This is a genomic window from Paracidovorax sp. (genome assembly GCF_057642795.1).
The window spans coordinates 31,209-48,695 of sequence record NZ_JBXYZY010000034.1 but is presented as its reverse complement, the minus strand read 5'-3'; the positions used below and the strand labels follow the sequence as shown (position 1 = coordinate 48,695).

Genomic DNA, 17,487 nt, shown 5'->3' with positions numbered 1-17,487 from the left:
CCCATGAAAGTCAGCGACATCCTCCGCGTCAAAGGCAACACCCTCTACACCGTCACGGCGGACGAGCCGCTGGCCGCGGCGGCGCAGGTGATGTCCGAGAAGGACATCGGTTCGCTGGTCGTCATGGAGCATGGCGACCTGGTGGGCATGCTCACCTTCCGCGAGGTGATCCAGGCCATCGTCAAGAACGGCGGCAACCTGGGCACGATGCTGGTGCGCTCGGCCATGGACGATGCGCCGCTCACCTGCACGCTGGAAACCGACATGGACGAAGTCCGCCGCATGATGCTGGGCCGCCATGCGCGCTACATGCCGGTGATGGACCGCCGCATGCTGATGGGCGTCATCAGCTTCTACGACGTGGCGAAGGCCGTGGTGGATAGCCAGAACTTCGAGAACCAGATGCTCAAGGCCTATATCCGCGACTGGCCCGAGGAAAAGCAGGCAACCCCCTGAGCCGCTGGCGGCTTCCCCCTTCTCTCGCGCCTTGCGCGGGAAGGGGGACGACGCTGGTGGCCCGGCAAAGCCGGCTCCACGGCGTCTGCTGGCCTGGCCTGCTCCGCGGCCTTTCGACGATCGGGGCCGAGGTGGCGTAGCGGCAGCGCCCAGTGAGCATGCTCTGGCGTTCGTACAGGCGGCCTTGATGGCCCGGAGCGCCGCATGGCTCTGGGATAATCGCCGCCCATGAGCGGCAACACACTCGGCACCCTATTCGCAGTCACCAACTTCGGTGAATCCCACGGCCCGGCCATCGGCTGCGTGATCGACGGGTGTCCGCCCGGCATGGCGCTCACCGAGGCCGACATCCAGCGCGATCTGGACCGCCGCCGTCCCGGCACCAGCCGCCACGTCACCCAGCGCGCCGAACCCGATGCGGTGGAGATTCTCTCTGGCGTCTACGAAGGCCGCACCACGGGCACGCCCATCGCCCTGCTGATCCGCAACACTGACCAGCGCAGCAAGGACTACTCGAACATTGCCCAGAGCTTCCGCCCGGGTCATGCCGACTACACCTACTGGCACAAGTACGGCATTCGCGATCCGCGCGGCGGCGGCCGCTCGTCGGCCCGGCTCACCGCGCCCACCGTGGCAGCCGGCGCCGTCGCCAAGAAGTGGCTGGCCGAAAAATACGGCACGCGCTTTCGCGCCTGCATGACGCAGATCGGCGAGCTGGAGATCCCGTTCGAGAACTGGGACCACGTGCCTCACAACCCTTTCTTCGCGCCGGTGGCCGACGTATCGGCCTACGAGGACTACATGGATGCGCTGCGCAAGTCGGGCGATTCGTGCGGCGCACGCATCCGCGTGCAGGCCACGGGCGTGCCGGTGGGCCTGGGCGAGCCGCTCTACGACAAGCTCGACGCCGACATCGCCCATGCGCTCATGGGCCTGAACGCCGTCAAGGCGGTGGAGATCGGCGCCGGCTTCGCCAGCGTGGTCCAGCGCGGCACCACGCACGGTGATTCGCTCACGCCGCAGGGCTTCATTGGCAACAATGCCGGGGGCATCCTGGGTGGCATCAGCAGCGGGCAGGACATCGAGGCCTCGATCGCCATCAAGCCCACCAGCTCCATCATCAGCCCGCGCGAGTCCATCGACATCCACGGCCAGAGCACGGAAGTCATCACCAAGGGCCGCCACGATCCCTGTGTGGGCATTCGCGCCGCGCCCATCGCGGAAGCGCTGCTCGCTCTGGTGCTGATGGACCACGCCCTGCGCCACCGCGCCCAGTGCGGCGACGTGGTGCAGGAAGTGCCGCCGATCAAGGCATCGCTGCTCTGACGGCCCGATGCGCGCAGGCAGGCGGGGCCGCTCGGCATGGCGCCGGCCGGCCTGTCTGCACGAAGTCAAGAGGAAGTTTGTTGGGCCAATGTGCCCTTGGCGCTCGCAGATCAAGCGCTTCAAGCTATTAATTTAATAGCAAATCCGCCCTGGGACGGGGCAGGCCGCAGAGGCTACTTGCGCACCTCATCGACCAGCGCGCGGAACTCGTCGATGTCCTCGAAGCTGCGATAGACGCTGGCGAAGCGGATGTAAGCCACCTTGTCGAGCTTCTTCAATTCGCGCATCACCAGCTCGCCGATGCGGCTGGAGAAGATCTCGCGCTGGCCCAGGTTCAGCAGCTTTTCCTCGATGCGCTCGATGGCGCTGTCGATCTGCGTCGTGCTCACCGGGCGCTTGCGCAGCGCCAGCGTGAAGGAGCCGATCAGCTTGCTGCGGTCGTAGTCCACCCGGCGCCCGTCCTTCTTCACCACCGTCGGAAAGTTGACTTCCGGCTTCTCATAGGTGGTGAAGCGCTTTTCGCAGGCGCCGCACTGGCGCCTGCGCCGCACGAACTCGCCGTCCTCGGCCACGCGGGTTTCAACCACCTGGGTTTCAGGATGGCTGCAGAAAGGGCATTTCATCGCGCTGCGCTGCCGGCGGGTTGGCGCCGGCAGCGGTGGTGCGGAGCAGGGCGGCCGCGCTTCAACGGTAGACCGGGAAGCGGCTGGTCAGCGCATGCACCTTGGCGCGCACGGCGGCCAGGTTGGCTTCGTCGTGCGGGTTCTCCAGCACGTCGGCCACCAGGTTGGCGGTCAGGCGCGTTTCCTCTTCCTTGAAGCCACGGGTGGTGATGGCAGGCGTGCCCACGCGGATGCCGCTGGTCACCATCGGCTTTTCCGGGTCGTTCGGAATGGAGTTCTTGTTGATCGTGATGTGGGCCAGACCCAGGGCCGCTTCGGCCACCTTGCCGGTGATGCCCTTGGAGCGCAGGTCCACCAGCATGACGTGGCTTTCGGTGCGGCCGCTGATGATGCGCAGGCCGCGCTCGATCAGCGTCTCGGCAAAGACCTTGGCGTTCTTCACGACTTGCTGCTGGTAGGCCTTGAATTCGGGCGTCAGCGCTTCCTTGAAGGCCACGGCCTTGGCGGCGATGACGTGTTCCAGCGGGCCGCCTTGCAGGCCAGGGAAGATGGCGGAGTTGATCGCCTTCTCATGCTCAGCCTTCATCAGGATGATGCCGCCACGCGGGCCGCGCAGGCTCTTGTGCGTGGTGGAGGTGACCACATCGGCGAAGGGCACCGGGTTCGGGTATTCGCCCGCGACCACCAGGCCTGCGTAGTGGGCGATGTCCACCCAGAAGATCGCGCCGACTTCCTTGGCGATCTTGGCGAAGCGCTCGAAGTCGATGCGCAGGGCATAGGCCGACGCGCCGGCGATGATCAGCTTGGGCTTGCTTTCGCGGGCTTTGGCTTCCAGTGCGTCGTAGTCGATCTCTTCCTTCTCGTTCAGGCCGTAGGAGACGATGTTGAACCACTTGCCGCTCATGTTGAGGGGCATGCCGTGCGTCAGGTGGCCGCCTTCGGCCAGGCTCATGCCGAGAATGGTGTCGCCGGGCTTGAGGAAGGCCAGCAGCACGGCCTGGTTGGCCTGCGAGCCGGAGTTGGGCTGCACGTTGGCGGCATCGGCGCCGAAGAGCTTCTTCACGCGGTCGATAGCGAGCTGCTCGATCACGTCCACGTTCTCGCAGCCACCGTAGTAGCGCTTGCCCGGATAGCCTTCGGCGTACTTGTTGGTGAGCTGGGAGCCCTGCGCAGCCATCACGGCGGGCGAGGCGTAGTTTTCGCTGGCGATCAGCTCGATGTGCTCTTCCTGGCGGACGTTCTCGGCCTGGATGGCGGCCCACACTTCGGGATCGGCTTGTTCGACAAGAATATTGCGTTGGTACATGGCGTGGCAGTCCTATGAACTTGTGTCCCTTGAAACAAGGGCTGCCCAGGCGAACGGCGGAACGCAGGAAAGCAAATTCACTGCGGCACGCTTCCCAGTGGTTCACAGGAGAGTGCCTCCTGCAGGATTCCACGTCAGCGGCAGTGCCTGCAAAGGTCACCGCGCCTATCGCCAGTCGCGTACCCCGCTAGTGTAACTGGAGTGGGGTGCCGGGGTGATCCCCGGGGCATCGCGCGGCAGCAGGGCTGCGCAGGGAGCGCCGGCTCAACTGGCGGCGCTGGACAGCAGTGCGACCTTGTCGGTGGCGCTTTCCCCGTTGGTCTTCGTCGCCGCAGCGGCGGCGCCCACGGCGGGCGCAGGGGATGTGGTCGCCTTGGTGGACAGGATCGGTGATGGTGCGGGCTGCACGGGCATCACAGGCACCGAGCGGCCGTTGGCCACCTGGCGCAGGCGCAAATGCTCGGCCAGTACCTTGGCCGCATAGCCGCCGTCATCGGGCAGATTGGCCGCGCCCACGTAGTAGCGCAGGCCGCCTTCGATCGAACCGGCAAGCGTGATGCATTCCTGCAGCACCTTGACGCCGACCCGCATGTTCGCTACCGGATCGAAGGCCGCGAAGTGGCCGCCGAAATTGTCGTACTTGTCCGTGTGGATGCGGGTCATTACCTGCATCAGTCCCTGCGCGCCGACGGAGCTCTGCGCGAAGGGGTTGAAGCTCGACTCCACCGCCATGATGGAGAGGATCAGCGTCGGGTCGAGCTTGGAGCGCGCACCGATCTCGTAGGCCTCGGACACCAGCACCGCCAGCGGCTCGGGCGCCACGCGGTATTTCTTGCTGAGCCAGTAAGCCACCGCTGCCTGCTCCTTGGGCAGATCCTTGGGGTTGCTGGCCGTGGCGCGCTCGCTGGCGGCCGGCTCGATCGGCGCGCCGAGCACGGCCACTTGGCGCGCCTGCAGCCAGCCCCGCAGTTGCTCTTCTCCCGCTTCTCGCAGATCGGGGCGTGCGGTGAGGGTGATGGCCGCGAAGGCAACGGTCAGCCCGAGAAGGGCGAACCCGCTGTGGGTGATTTCAAGAAAGCCGTCGGCGACATCGGATGCGAACGTTCGCACACCGGCCACCAATGTTCCTGACGCTGTCATTAGCTTTTCCTTTCTGAGTCGAGAGACCTATGAAGCGCGCTTCGCGGGGAAGCAGCGCCTGCCAGGCTTCTCGCCTGGATTGGTTCGCCATCAAATTCGTGCCGGGCGCAAGTGGCGCACAGGGGCAGCGAACTGACTTAGCCGGATTCGGCAGCGGGACATGAGGGTGGGGACCCTGCCCATTTTTTGGGCTGGCGGATTCTATGGGGCGCCTAAATGCTAGGTCAATACTAACGAATCAATTCTTTAGACTAAAAAAGTCTAAAAAAGCTGTTTAAAAAAACAGCTTTAAGGGTGCGAGCAACGGTTGAAAGCCGAGCGGAGCGAAGCCTCCGAGGTCCGTCAAAAAGTCGAGAAAACTGTTTGCATCGCCTGTGACTTTTTGATGAAAAAAACCGATTGCGGGCGAAGTCGCGAATGGATTACTCTGAGCGTGCCTGAGTGCTTCAGGCCCCGCCAAGTGGAGCTCCACGGCCTTTTCGAGCGGCATGCAGTGCCCCGTCCAGGTTCGAAAAGTTTCATAAGGCCCACCCTGGAGGCAATACCTTGCCTCCCGCGAAGCCGACCTTTCTCTCGGTGACGCAAACCGATGGCAAGCGACCGTTGTGTCCGCCGTCAAGCCCGGTGTCGAATCTTTCGGCGCCGGGCTTTCTTTTTTGCGTTTGCTTACATTTTGCAGGGTGTTATCTCTGATGGAATCCCGGGTTTCTTCAGCGACTTCCCTTGTGCCCGTGCCTTCATTTCTTCGTTCTGAGCGCGTGCGCCGCGCTACTTCGCTCGTCCTCTGCATGGCCGTGGTGGTGGGTCTGCTGTGCCTGGCGGCGGCGTGGGGGGTGCCCTGGGCGCTCAAGGCGCAACTGGAGCGGCGGGGCTCTGAGGCGCTGGGACGGGCGGTCACCGTGGGGCGGGTGGACTTCCGCCCCTGGTCGTTGGAACTCAGCCTGCATGACGTGGCTATCGCCTCGTCCACAGGCACGGCTCCCCAGGCACATATCAAACGTATCTATATAGATGCAGCGTGGAGATCCCTGGGACGATGGGCTCCCGTGGTGGACGCCTTGGAGATCGACGCGCCCATGCTGCGCGTGACCCGAATGGCCGATGGCCGTTCCGACATCGACGATCTGGTCCGGCATCTGCTGCCCGATGCCGTGCCGACGGAGCCGGCAGCGCCTCGGGAGCCCGCCCGCTTCGCGCTCTACAACATCAGCCTCCACGATGGCTCCATGGAATGGACGGACGATGTCGCCGGACGGGTGCAGTCGGTGCAGGCGCTGGAACTCACGGTGCCGTTTCTGAGCACCCTGGCGGGCCACCGTGACGTCGTCGTCAAGCCGCGGCTGGCTTTTCTCTTGAACGGCAGCCCTTTCGAGACCACGGCCGAAGCCACGCCATTCGCGGCCCCGCACCGCGCCGCCGTGCGGCTGCAGGTGCGGCAGCTGGATCTGGCAGCGTTTGCAGCGCACGGGCCCCGCGGCATGCCGCTGCGGCTCCAGTCTGGGCGGCTCGATGCCGATCTGCGCATTGTTTTCGAGCAGGCGCAGCAGGCTTCTGCCAAGCTGACGGGCAGTGTCGCCATTCACGAAGGCCAGGTGCTCGACGGCCAAGCCCGTGAAGTGATCGGTTTCGATGCGCTGCGCTTGCATTTGCAGGATGTACAGCCTCTGCAGCGCAAGGTGGTCTTGGAATCGGTCGAGTGGGACGGGCTGCGAGCGGAATTGCGCCGGGCCGCCGATGGGCGGCTGGAGTGGCCGGGCCCGTCGCGGCCCGTACCGGCCGAGCCGATGGCCGGCCCCCCAGTCCCCACGTCTTCGGCCGCCGGTGGCGCTGCCTGGACGCTGGCCATCCAGCGCGTCGCCGTGGCGAACGGCCGCGTCGGCTGGACGGACCGGAGCATGAATGCGCCCCGTTGGGAGGCCCGTCACGTGCAGCTGCTCACTTCCGATCTGACTTGGCCCCTGCAGCGCCCGGTGCGGTTCCGGGCCAGTGCCGTTCTTCCTGGCAAGGATGCGCGCCTGGCGCTGGCCGGAGAGGCCCGCAGCGGCGCCGGGCATGCCGCAGTGTCCGTGGCGGGGCTTCCGCTGGAGCCGGCCGCTCCCTTTTTGCGTTCCTATCTGCGGGCCCGCTTGGGCGGCACCGTGGATGCTGACCTGGGGCTGGCGTGGAAGGGCCCGGCGATGGTGGCCCGGGTGGCGCGGCTGGCCGTCAACGGGTTGGCTTTGGATTGCGGCAACGACGCATCCGCCGCCGCACCGTGTGTCTTGGGCAGCGCTGCGGACACCAGTCGATCCGCATTCGGACGACAGTTGGAGGTCCGCCGGGTCGAGGCGACGGACGCGTGGGTGCGCTGGCCGCAGCGCATGGCCTCGGTGGGGGTGCTGAAGGTATCGGAGCCTCGGGCCGTAGTCTCGCGCGATGCGCAGGGCCACTGGATGTTCGAGGCGTGGCGCCAGCCGGCTGCGCCCATTGCTTCCGCGGCACCGAGCGGCGATGCACCCCAGCCGACGGCCGCGAACCCCTGGCAGCTGCGCGTCGACGATGCCGCCGTGGAGGGCGGCTCGCTAGTCTTCCGTGATCAGGCTGCCGCGGGGGGGGCGGTGTCGGTGCAGCTGTCGTCGTTGCAGATGCGCGTGCGTGGACTGTCGCCGCTGCCCCTGCCGGGTGGCGGCGCAGTGGCGCCATCCCCCTTTAGCCTGTCGGCCCGGATAGGTTCGGGGCGATTCGAGCCCGGCCGGCTGAGCTACGACGGCACTTTGCGCCTGCGACCTCTGGAACTGCAGGGCAAGTTGCAGGCCGGCCACCTGCCGCTGCAGGCCCTGGAGCCCTATGTCGCCGATCGCCTCAAGGTGCGCATCGCGCGTGCCGAGGGCAGCTTCGCGGGTGACTTGCACCATGCGCAGGGGGCCTCGGGTGGACCGGTCACGGCCTTGCGGGGCGATCTGTCCATCGACGAAGTGCGCGTGACGGAGAGGGGCACCGCGGCATGCAGCGGCCCGCGCGGCGCCTGGCTGGACGGCGAACAGCCCTGTGGCTCGCCTGGCGCCGATGACCTCCTGCGCTGGAAGACTCTTGGACTGCGCGGCCTGCAGCTGGAGACCGCCCCTGATAAGCCCTGGTCGCTGCAAGTGCGCGAGACCGCGCTCAGCGACTTCTTTGCCCGTGCGGTCCTGCAGGAGAATGGCCGCCTCAACCTTCAGGATCTGCTCCAGCCCATGCCCGGCCCCGCGAATGGCGGGAGTGGTCTCCAAGACGTGCCGAAGAAATCGTATGCCGAGGGTTCTTCGGTCGCCGCTGCTGCACCACGCATCAGTTTTGGACCCATCACACTGACCGGCGGCAGCGTGGCGTTTTCCGACCGCTTCGTGAAGCCGAACTACTCCACTGACCTGAGCGAGTTGGCCGGCCGCCTGGGAGCCTTTGCATCGGCCAGTACCTCGGCGCCGAGCGAGGAACCGCAGATGGCCGATCTGCAATTGCGTGGCAAGGCCGAAGGTACGGCTTCCGTCGAGATCAGCGGCAAGCTCAATCCACTGGCCCGCCCACTCGCCCTCGACATACAGGGGCGCATGCGCGATCTGGAGCTGCCGCCGCTTTCGCCCTACAGCGTCAAGTACGCCGGCCATGCCATTGAGCGCGGCAAATTGGCCGTGGACGTGAACTACCGCGTGCGGCCGGATGGCCAGCTCACTGCCAGCAACCGCGTCGTGCTGCGGCAACTGGTCTTCGGCGATCCCGTGGAGGGGGCGCCGGCCAGCCTGCCCGTGCGGCTGGCGGCGGCCCTGCTGGCGGACGGCAACGGCGTGATTGATGTCGATCTTCCGATCAGCGGCTCACTCAATGACCCGGAATTCCGTTTGAGCGCTGTCATTTGGCGCGTGCTGGGTAATATGGTTCTCAAGGCAGTGACCTCGCCGTTCTCCTTGCTGGCCGGGGCCTTCGGGGGCAGCGAGGAGCTCGAGCGGATCGAGTTCTTGCCCGGCGGCGCGGCGCTGGATGCTGTGTCCCGCGAGCGACTGGACAAGATCGCCCGAGCGCTCGCCGACCGTCCTTCACTCACCCTGACGGTGGTGGGCGAGGCCACGTCGGATGTTGACCAGGAAGGCTGGAAGCGCCAGCGCTTGCACGACATGGTTCTCGCCGAAAGACGCAGGGCAGGAACGCGCGTGGGGCAGGGCGCAGGCGCCGCCGTGGCAACCGCGTCGATCAGCACGGACGAATACGACGGGTTGCTCAAAGAGGTCTACCGCCGCGCCGACATGCCCAAGCCCCGAAATCTCATCGGATTGGCGAAAGAGGTGCCACCCGGCGACATGGAGCGCCTGTTGCTTGCTCATATCGCCGTGCCCCCGGATGCGATGCGCGCGCTGGCGGTGGCGCGGAGCGCTGCGGCGCGTGACTATCTGGCCCAGCGGGCCGTGCCGCTGGAGCGCCTCTTCGTCGGCGCGCCCCGTCTCGATGCCCGCAGCGAGGGGTGGACGCCCCGGGCCAGCATGACGCTGCAGACCCGGTGACGCGAGCGCATGGGCGGCAGGATGGGCCTGCCACACACATGCTTTCATGGTCGATGTGGGATGTTGATAGAGTGGCGCTTGCACTGCGCCGCCGCGTCCCCAATTGTTCAATAAGTAGCGCTCGAAAGGTCCTGGAGCCCGCTTCAGCGGTGCTCTTGAATCGTGCGGGCCGGGTGGGTGATGGCGGCTCGGCCTCTGCTCTCTCCAAAACCGGGCGAAAATAGCGGTTTCGATGCGCCGGGCGCGCCCGATCTTGCGTCCGGCCATCCGCGCTGGCTTCCCGCCGGCCTTTCTTTCCTTACTGGATCCATGTTTCCTTTTTCCCCCCGCAGCAAAATGTCCTCCGACGCACCTGAAGTGAATCCGGCCCCGGCCAAGGCCTCCGAGCCGCATCCTCTCGACGCGCTGACGGGTGGCGCATTCTCTGCCCCCACCTCGGGCGAGCGCGCCTCGCGCATCCGCGACTGGCTGGCGACCCAGCCCGAGCAAGAGGCCCTGCAAGAGGTGTTTAAGGAACTCAGCGCCCGCGACAAGGGCGCGGCCCGCGCCGTGCGCGAGCGGCTCGACGAGATCCGCCGCGCCAAGGGCCAGGAAGCCATCGCCGCCGAATGGGCTGAAAAGGCCCAGGCGCTGCTGTCGGCCTCCAAGCTCAACATCGCCGACGCCATGGCCTGGCAGCGCGATGCCGCCAAGGCCGGCGCGCCGCTGTCGCGCGAACCGCTGTCGGCCTTGAAAGTGCAGCTGGCCGACCGCATCAAGACGATCGAAGACCTGCAGCACCGAGTGCAGGTGCAGCGCGAGGCCGCCGTGCTGCTGGCCCAGCGCATCGAAGTGCTCTCCACCAAGCCCTGGCGCGATGCGCAGGCCGCGCTCGAAGTGCTGCGCGCCGACGTCGGCCGTTGGCAGGAACAGGCCGAGGCGCTGACCGGCGATGCCGCCTGGCCCAGCGTGGAAGCGCGCTTCCCGCCTTTGCTCGACGCTTCGCGTGCCCAGCTGCTGCTGGTGTGGGATGCCTTCCAGCCTGCCGTGGCACAGGCCGCCGCTGCTGCCGAAGACGCCAATGCCCCTCTGCCGCCCGTGCCCGTCTGGGCCGATGAGCTGCGCGTGGCGCGTGGCCTGCCGGCCGAGGCTGCCGCCGTTGCGGCCAAGACCGAAGCCCGTCCCGTGGCCAAGCCCAAGGTCGATCCGCAAGTGCGCGACAAGGCCGTGCAGGCCGTGACCGAGGCCCTGGCCAAGCTCGAACAGGAAACAGCCGAAGGCCACGGCAAGGCCAGCGCCGGCGCCGCTGCCGCGCTGCGCGCCGTGCTCAAGGTGCAGGGCCGCCATATCGACAATGCGCTGGAGCAGCGCGTGCATGGTGCTCTGGTGGCTGCCGGCGAACTCGAAGGCTGGCAGCGCTGGAGTGCCGACCAGATTCGCGAGGACCTGGTGGCGCGCGCTGAAGCTTTGCTCAAGCGTCCCGAGGGCCAGGCCCTGGGCGGCCGCAAGATGCAGGAAACCCTGCGCCAGCTGCGCGACCAGTGGAAGCAGGCCGATCAGGGCGGACCGGCCAACCACGCGCTCTGGAAGAAGTTCGACGAAGCCTGCAATGCCGCGCACAAGGTCGTGGAAGCGTGGCTGGACAAGGTGCGCTCCGACGCTGCAGAGCACAAGGCCCAGCGCCTGGCCCTGATCGAAGAGCTCAAGACCTGGACGCAGGACCAGCTGCCCGCCCTCGCATCCGACCTGAAGGCCGTGAATCGTGCGCTGCACCAGTTCAGCGACCGCTGGCGCGATGGCGGCCATGTCGGCGAAAAGATGTTCGCCGAGCTGCAGCCGCAATGGAAGCAGGCGTTCTCGGCCGCTTCCGCGCCGCTGGAAGCCGCCAAGAAGGAGAGCCTCGCACGACGCCACGCCATGATTGAGGAAGCCAACGCCCTGGGCGCTGCCCCCATGCTGCGCGTGGATGCCGTCAAGGCGCTGCAGCAGCGCTGGCAGGCCGAGGCCCAGTCCGTGCCGCTGGACCGCAAGCAGGAACAGAAGCTCTGGGATGCGTTCCGCAAGCCCATCGACGAGGCCTTCAACCGCAAGTCCGCCGAACGCGACCGCGCCGCCGGTGAGATGAGTGCCCGCGACCGCGCCGTGCTGGATGCCTCCAAGGCCCTGGAAGCCGCCAACGCCAGCGGTGATGCCCAGCGCATCCGCGGCGCCATGGCCGATCTGGAAAACGCCCTGCGCAGCCAGGCCCTGGGCAATGCCGCCGATGCCGAAGCCGCCAAGCAGGAAAAAGCCGCTGCAGCGCCCGCAGAATCTGCGCAGGATGCTACTGAAAGCGTAGCGGGCGAGGGGGGCGCCGAGCCCGCCGCCCCAGCGCCCAAGCCGGCACCTCGCCCGGTGGTGGCCGTGCGCGGCGACGATCGCCCCGGCGTGCGCAAGGACGTGGCCCCTGCGGCTGCCGGCCGTGGTTCCCGCCCCGATGGCCGTGGCAAGGACGGTGCCCGTGGCCCGCGCGACGCTGCTGGCCGCCCCGGCCGTTTTGGCGACCGCAACGACCGTGCGGGTGCGCCCGAGGCCCGTGGCCCGCGCCTGGGCGATGCCGCCTTCCGCGCGCAGCGCGAAGCCATGGAGCATGCCCAGAGCGCCCTGCGCAAGCTGGCGGCCCAGGCCCACGGCGAAGCCCTGACGCAGATGCTGTCGGCCTGGAGCCAGCGCGACCCGGCCCTGCTGCCGAGCGTGCAGGAACTGGGTGGCCAGGTGAACGCATCGACCCGCACGGCCTGGGCGCAGGCCCTGTCGGCTCCGGCCGATGGCGATGCGGCCCAGTCGCTGCTGCGCCTGGAGATCGCGGCCGAAGTGCCCACGCCGGCCGAGCAGATCGCCGAACGCCGCGCGCTGCAGCTGCAGCTGCTCACGCGCCGCAACGATCCGTCTCCGGTGCAAACCTGGGGGCAGGACGCTGCCCGCGTGCTGGCAAGCCCGAGCGACGAGGCCAAGGCACGCCGCTTGCAGAACGCCCTGAAGGCGCTGCTGCGCAAGTAAGGCGAGTCAGTCGATAAGGTGTTGGAAGCCGGTTCTGGCCGGCTTGTACGGCACTCCAGAAAGAAGGCGCGCAGGGGATGCATCCCTTGCGCGCCTTTTTTTCATGGGTTGGCCGGCTGGCCGTGCCGGCATTCGGGAGGAGGCGTTGGCTGCGTCACATGCTTTGCGATCGGCCATGAAAAAAGCCGCTGTGGCGTCACAGCGGCTTTTTATATTTTGGTGCCCAGGAGAGGACTCGAACCTCCACGATGTTACTCGCTAGTACCTGAAACTAGTGCGTCTACCAATTCCGCCACCTGGGCATTTCAGGAAAGATCAAATTATATGCTGAATTTTTGCGTCCCGAATGAAACCTGGAAAAATTTCAATTCGAGGTTGCAGCCCTTCAGCGATCGCATGAACGGGCCTTTGCGGGCCCACCCATGCCAGGGATCTTCCTCATAAAAAAAGCCGCTTGGTGAGAAGCGGCTTTTTAATTTCGAAAACCCCGACGGGTTGTCGTTAAACTTGGTGCCCAGGAGAGGACTCGAACCTCCACGATGTTACTCGCTAGTACCTGAAACTAGTGCGTCTACCAATTCCGCCACCTGGGCTTTCAGGAAAGACTTAGATTGTATATCAAAAAAATGAACTCCGGCACGTCCGTCGCGCAAGGCGCTGACGAAATCGAAGGTAGCGTGCAGGGGCACCGAGACGGTCACGGTTTCGTGTTGCGTGACGACGGTGAAGGCGACATCTATCTGCCTCCCAACGAGATGAGGGCGGTGCTCCACAAGGACCGCGTGAAGGTCCGTATCGTGCGCCAGGACCGGCGCGGGCGCCCCGAAGGCCGGGTCGTCGAAATCGTTGAGCGTCCCGCTCAGCCCATCATCGGCCGCCTGCTGCAGGAAAGCGGCGTCTGGCTGGTCGCTCCCGAAGACAAGCGCTACGGCCAGGATGTGCTGATTCCCAAGGGTGCCACCGGCGTGGCCAAGCCCGGGCAGGTGGTGGTGGTCGAACTGACCGAGCCGCCGGCGCTCTTCGGCCAGCCCGTGGGCCGCATCACGGAAGTGCTGGGCGAGGTGGACGACCCCGGCATGGAGATCGAGATCGCGGTGCGCAAATACGGCGTGCCGCATGAATTCTCGGAAGACTGCCTCGCGCAGGCCAAGGCGCTGCCCGAGAAGGTGCGTGCGCAGGACAAGCGCCGCCGCGTGGACCTGACCGACGTGCCCCTCGTCACCATCGACGGCGAAGACGCGCGCGACTTCGACGATGCCGTGTACTGCGAGCCCGCCAAGGTCGGCCGCGCCAAGGGCTGGCGCCTGCTGGTGGCGATTGCTGACGTGAGTCATTACGTGGAAACCGGCAGCGCGATCGACATCGACGCTTACGACCGTGCCACGAGCGTCTATTTCCCGCGCAGGGTGATTCCCATGCTGCCGGAGAAGCTCTCCAACGGCCTGTGCTCGCTCAACCCCGAGGTCGAGCGGCTCTGCATGGTCTGCGACATGCTGGTCACGGCCAAGGGCGAGGTTCATGCCTATCAGTTCTACCCGGCGGTGATGTTCAGCCATGCCCGCTTCACCTACACCGAGGTGGCGGCCATCCTGGCAAACACGCGCGGGCCGGAGGCCACCAAGCGCAAGGCGCGCGTGCCCGACCTGCTGAATCTGCACGACGTCTATCGCGCATTGCTGGAGGCGCGCAAGCAGCGCGGTGCGGTGGACTTCGAAACCACCGAGACGCAGATCGTTTGCGACGAGAACGGACGCATCGAGAAGATCGTGCCGCGCACGCGCAACGACGCGCATCGGCTCATCGAAGAGGCCATGCTCGCCGCCAACGTCTGCAGCGCTGACTTCATCGCGCAGGGCGGGCAGCCCGGGCTCTTCCGGGTGCACGAAGGCCCGACGCCCGAAAAGCAGGAGATTCTGCGCGGCTACCTGAAGGCCATGGGCGTCGGCATGACGATCGGCGACGATCCCAAGCCCTCCGACTTCCAGGCCATCGCCGAGGCGACCAAGGACCGGCCCGACGCCCAGCAGATCCACACCATGCTGCTGCGTTCGATGCAGCAGGCGATCTACACGCCCATCAACAGTGGCCACTTCGGCCTGGCGTTCGAGGCTTATACCCATTTCACCAGCCCCATCCGCCGCTATCCCGACCTGCTGGTGCATCGCGTCATCAAGGCCATCCTGGGTGGCACGAAGTACAAGCTGCCCGCGTTGCCCACGCCCGGCGAGGCCCATGCCAAGCTGGCCAAGCGCCTGGCGGCCCGCGTCGCAGCCCCGACGAACAAGCCCCGCAAGGAGGTGGTCGCCCCGTCGCGCGAAACGCAGGCCTGGGAGGCCGCCGGCTTGCACTGCAGCGCCAACGAGCGCCGCGCGGACGAAGCCAGCCGCGACGTCGAGGCCTGGCTCAAGTGCAAGTACATGCGCGAGCATCTGGGCGAGGAATACAGCGGCGTGGTCAGCTCGGCCACCAGCTTCGGTATCTTCGTCACGCTCGACGCGATGTATGTGGAGGGGCTGGTCCACATCACCGAACTGGGCGGCGAATACTTCAAGTTCGACGAAGCCCGCCAGGAGCTGCGCGGCGAGCGCACCGGCATCCGCTATGCGATCGGCACGCGGGTGCGCGTGCAGGTGAGCCGGGTCGATCTGGACGGCCGCAAGATCGACTTCCGCCTGGTGCGGGAGGGCGAGGCGCTGGTTGCGCCACGCCCCGCCCGTGAGCGAGGCGCCGGCGGCGGCACGGCGCAGCGGGTGCTGCAGGATGACGGGGTGGGGCTGGATGCTTCGCCTGCGCCTGCACGAAGCCGGCGTGGCGCCAAGTCGCGTGCGGAGTCTTCTGCGGAGCGCTCTGCGGGCAAGGGCGCAGCTCCGGGCGCTGGCATGCCGGCTGGCAAGAAGTCGGCGGGCAAGAGCGCCTCCAAGTCGCGCCGCGCGCGCCGCTGACGCGGCAGGGCAGGGCATTCCATGTCAAAGAAAGAAGCAGGCAAAGTGAAGACAGCAGGATCCCGGGTGGCCATCGTCACGGGTGCAGGTTCGGGTATCGGCCGCGCAGCGTCGCTGGCGCTGTTGCGCGATGGCTGGTCAGTGGTCCTGAGTGGACGGCGTGCTGCGCTGCTGCAGCAGGTGGCGGATGAATCGGGCGCCGGCGCGCGTGCGCTGCCCGTGCCGGCCGACGTGTCGGACCCGCAATCGGTGACAGCCCTGTTCGACCGTGCGGTCGAGGCCTTCGGCCGGGTGGATCTGCTGTTCAACAACGCGGGCATCGGTGCACCGGCCGTGCCGCTGGAAGACCTCGCCATCGAGCAGTGGAAGCAGGTGGTGGATGTCAACCTGAATGGCATGTTCTATGGCATCCAGAACGCCTTCCGCGTGATGAGAGCGCAGACGCCGCGCGGCGGGCGCATCATCAACAACGGCTCGATCTCGGCACATACGCCCCGGCCCAACTCCATCGCCTACACGGCGACCAAGCATGCCGTTGTCGGACTGACGAAGACGGCCTCGCTGGATGGGCGCAAATACGACATCGCCGTCGGCCAGATCGATGTCGGGAATGCGGGCACCGAGTTGGCCCAGCGCATGACGCAGGGCGTGATGCAGGCGCATGGGGTGGTCGCGGCGGAGCCCTTGATGGATGTGGACATCGTCGGCCAGTCGGTGCTTTACATGGCCAATCTGCCGCTGGAGGCCAATGTGATGTTCCATACCGTCATGGCGACGAAGATGCCTTTCGCTGGTCGGGGCTGAGGGCTTCGGGCAGGGTCTTGCGGGCTATCCGCCGCGCCATGTTTGGGCAGTCGCTACCATCGGCCTGTTGCGCCCCTGCTGTGGGTTGATGCTCCGTGACTGACCCTACTTCCGCCTCCATGACTTCATTTTCCCCGGCGCCGAGCGCCGCCTTCGACGACTCCGCCACCTGGGTGGTGTGTCTGTGTGCCGCCTGGTGCGGCGTCTGCCGTGACTATCGGGCGGCGTTCGACGAGATTGCGGCGTCCCGCCCGGACGCGCGCTTCGTCTGGATGGATGTGGAGGATGAGGAGGATCTGGCGGGTGATGTGGATGTGGACACGTTCCCCACGTTGCTCGTGGGGCAGCGGGGCTCTGCCAGGTTCTTCGGGCCCCTGCTGCCGCAGGCGGCGGTGCTTCGGCGTCTGCTTGAAAGCCTCTCGACCCCAGCAGGCGGCACCCTCGCTCCGGCCGAGGCGCAAGCGTTGTTGGCACGCATCAGCGCAGCACATTCAGGCCGGGCGGCATGATGCAAGTTGTGTGCCTCTGCCTTTGCAGATCAAGGCGTTACGCGCTACAATAAGAGCCTCACGACCAGACGGGCGGGTACTCACCGCCCGTTTTTTTTGGGCGTTTGTTTTCGAGCTCGAAGCTGCCGGAAATAATTCGGGCGGTTGTCGGGTTTTTCGCATTTCTGGAAACTGAACTGAAGCACACGTGGCATTGCAAGAGATCGTTGAACAAACCGTGGCCGGGCTGGGCTATGACCTCGTGGAGATCGAGCGCTCCGCTGGAGGCCTGCTGCGCATCACCATCGATCTCCCGTGGAGTGCCCCGGTGCCTGGCGCCGACGGCGATGCCGCGGCCCCAGCGCTCCCTGATCAGTTCGTGACCGTCGAGGATTGCGAGAAAGTCACGCGTCAGCTGCAATTTGCCTTGGAAGTGGATGGCGTGGACTACAAGCGGCTGGAGGTGTCTTCTCCTGGCATCGATCGGCCCTTGCGCCACGAACAGGATTTCGTGCGGTTCGCCGGTTCGGTGATCGACCTCACGCTCAAGGCCCCGCTGGGTGCTGCGGCCGATGGCCAGGTGAACGCCAATCGCAAGAAATTCCGCGGCACGCTCGAGCGCGCCGAGTCCGGGGGCTGGCAGATCGTGTGGAGCGACGAGCCCGCAGTGAAGCCCGGCCAGAAAGTGAGCAAGAAGCGCGTGCCCGCTCCGCTGCAAGCTCTGGGCTTTACCCTTGACGAGCTCAAGGACGCACGCCTGGCACCGCTGGTGGATTTCAAGGGGCGCGGCGGGTCCAAGTCGGGCCAGGCCTGAAGCCCTGGCGCCAGAACAGTATGGGGTTGCTGCCGGCGCAGCAGCCCTCGGTGATTGAA

General features: G+C 66.4%; 11 protein-coding genes, 2 tRNA genes and 1 riboswitch. Of the genes, 8 read left to right on the top strand and 5 right to left on the bottom strand.

The features are described from left to right. The first annotated feature begins 3 nt into the window (after nt 1-3). Entirely contained in the window at nt 4-456 is a 453-nt protein-coding gene (locus AC3A84_RS13050) for a CBS domain-containing protein (protein WP_487970137.1), read from the top strand. A gap of 228 nt (nt 457-684) precedes the next feature. Then, complete coding sequence (gene aroC / locus AC3A84_RS13045; RefSeq protein ID WP_487970135.1) at nt 685-1,782, top strand: chorismate synthase; 1,098 nt, start codon at nt 685-687, stop codon at nt 1,780-1,782. Between the two features lie 173 nt (nt 1,783-1,955). Here the strand turns inward: aroC and nrdR are convergent, their stop codons facing one another. The 3 genes from nrdR to AC3A84_RS13030 all read right to left on the bottom strand — a co-directional run bounded on the left by nrdR (nt 1,956) and on the right by AC3A84_RS13030 (nt 4,851). After that, the gene (gene nrdR / locus AC3A84_RS13040; RefSeq protein WP_092941418.1) at nt 1,956-2,405 is read right to left on the bottom strand and encodes a transcriptional regulator NrdR; all 450 of its coding nucleotides are present in this window, start codon (nt 2,403-2,405) and stop codon (nt 1,956-1,958) included. Nucleotides 2,406-2,466: 61 nt separating this feature from the next. Further along, nucleotides 2,467-3,711 carry a serine hydroxymethyltransferase gene (gene glyA / locus AC3A84_RS13035; protein ID WP_092941417.1) on the bottom strand — a complete coding sequence of 415 codons (1,245 nt, stop codon included), beginning with the start codon at nt 3,709-3,711 and terminating at the stop codon, nt 2,467-2,469. Nucleotides 3,712-3,747: 36 nt separating this feature from the next. Then, nucleotides 3,748-3,900: riboswitch (ZMP/ZTP riboswitch) on the bottom strand. Nucleotides 3,901-3,975: 75 nt separating this feature from the next. Beyond that, nucleotides 3,976-4,851: a lytic transglycosylase domain-containing protein gene (locus tag AC3A84_RS13030; RefSeq protein ID WP_487970133.1), complete on the bottom strand. Its 876-nt coding sequence runs from the start codon at nt 4,849-4,851 to the stop codon at nt 3,976-3,978. A gap of 605 nt (nt 4,852-5,456) precedes the next feature. Between AC3A84_RS13030 and AC3A84_RS13025 the strand changes: the two genes are divergently transcribed. Further along, nucleotides 5,457-9,362 carry a DUF748 domain-containing protein gene (locus AC3A84_RS13025; RefSeq protein ID WP_487970131.1) on the top strand — a complete coding sequence of 1,302 codons (3,906 nt, stop codon included), beginning with the start codon at nt 5,457-5,459 and terminating at the stop codon, nt 9,360-9,362. 309 nt (nt 9,363-9,671) lie between these two features. Then, nucleotides 9,672-12,380, top strand: coding sequence for a DUF349 domain-containing protein (locus AC3A84_RS13020; protein WP_487970130.1), 2,709 nt, complete (start codon nt 9,672-9,674; stop codon nt 12,378-12,380). A gap of 217 nt (nt 12,381-12,597) precedes the next feature. Here AC3A84_RS13020 and AC3A84_RS13015 read toward each other — a convergent pair. Together AC3A84_RS13015 and AC3A84_RS13010 are read right to left on the bottom strand one after the other, a co-directional pair. After that, a tRNA-Leu gene (locus AC3A84_RS13015) sits at nt 12,598-12,682 on the bottom strand. A gap of 206 nt (nt 12,683-12,888) precedes the next feature. Further along, nucleotides 12,889-12,973 (bottom strand) — tRNA-Leu (locus AC3A84_RS13010). Nucleotides 12,974-12,991: 18 nt separating this feature from the next. Between AC3A84_RS13010 and rnr the strand changes: the two genes are divergently transcribed. From rnr to rimP, 4 genes are all read left to right on the top strand, one after another. After that, nucleotides 12,992-15,322 (top strand): ribonuclease R, encoded by a 2,331-nt coding sequence (gene rnr, locus AC3A84_RS13005; protein ID WP_487970128.1) that lies wholly within the window; start codon nt 12,992-12,994, stop codon nt 15,320-15,322. Between the two features lie 45 nt (nt 15,323-15,367). Further along, a complete protein-coding gene (locus tag AC3A84_RS13000) occupies nt 15,368-16,126 on the top strand; it encodes an SDR family oxidoreductase (protein WP_487970127.1) in 759 nt (252 codons plus the stop codon). A gap of 119 nt (nt 16,127-16,245) precedes the next feature. Further along, complete coding sequence (locus AC3A84_RS12995) at nt 16,246-16,635, top strand: thioredoxin family protein (RefSeq protein WP_487970125.1); 390 nt, start codon at nt 16,246-16,248, stop codon at nt 16,633-16,635. 187 nt (nt 16,636-16,822) lie between these two features. Then, nucleotides 16,823-17,428, top strand: a complete 606-nt coding sequence (gene rimP / locus AC3A84_RS12990; protein ID WP_487970124.1) for a ribosome maturation factor RimP — start codon at nt 16,823-16,825, stop codon at nt 17,426-17,428. Nucleotides 17,429-17,487 lie beyond the last annotated feature (59 nt).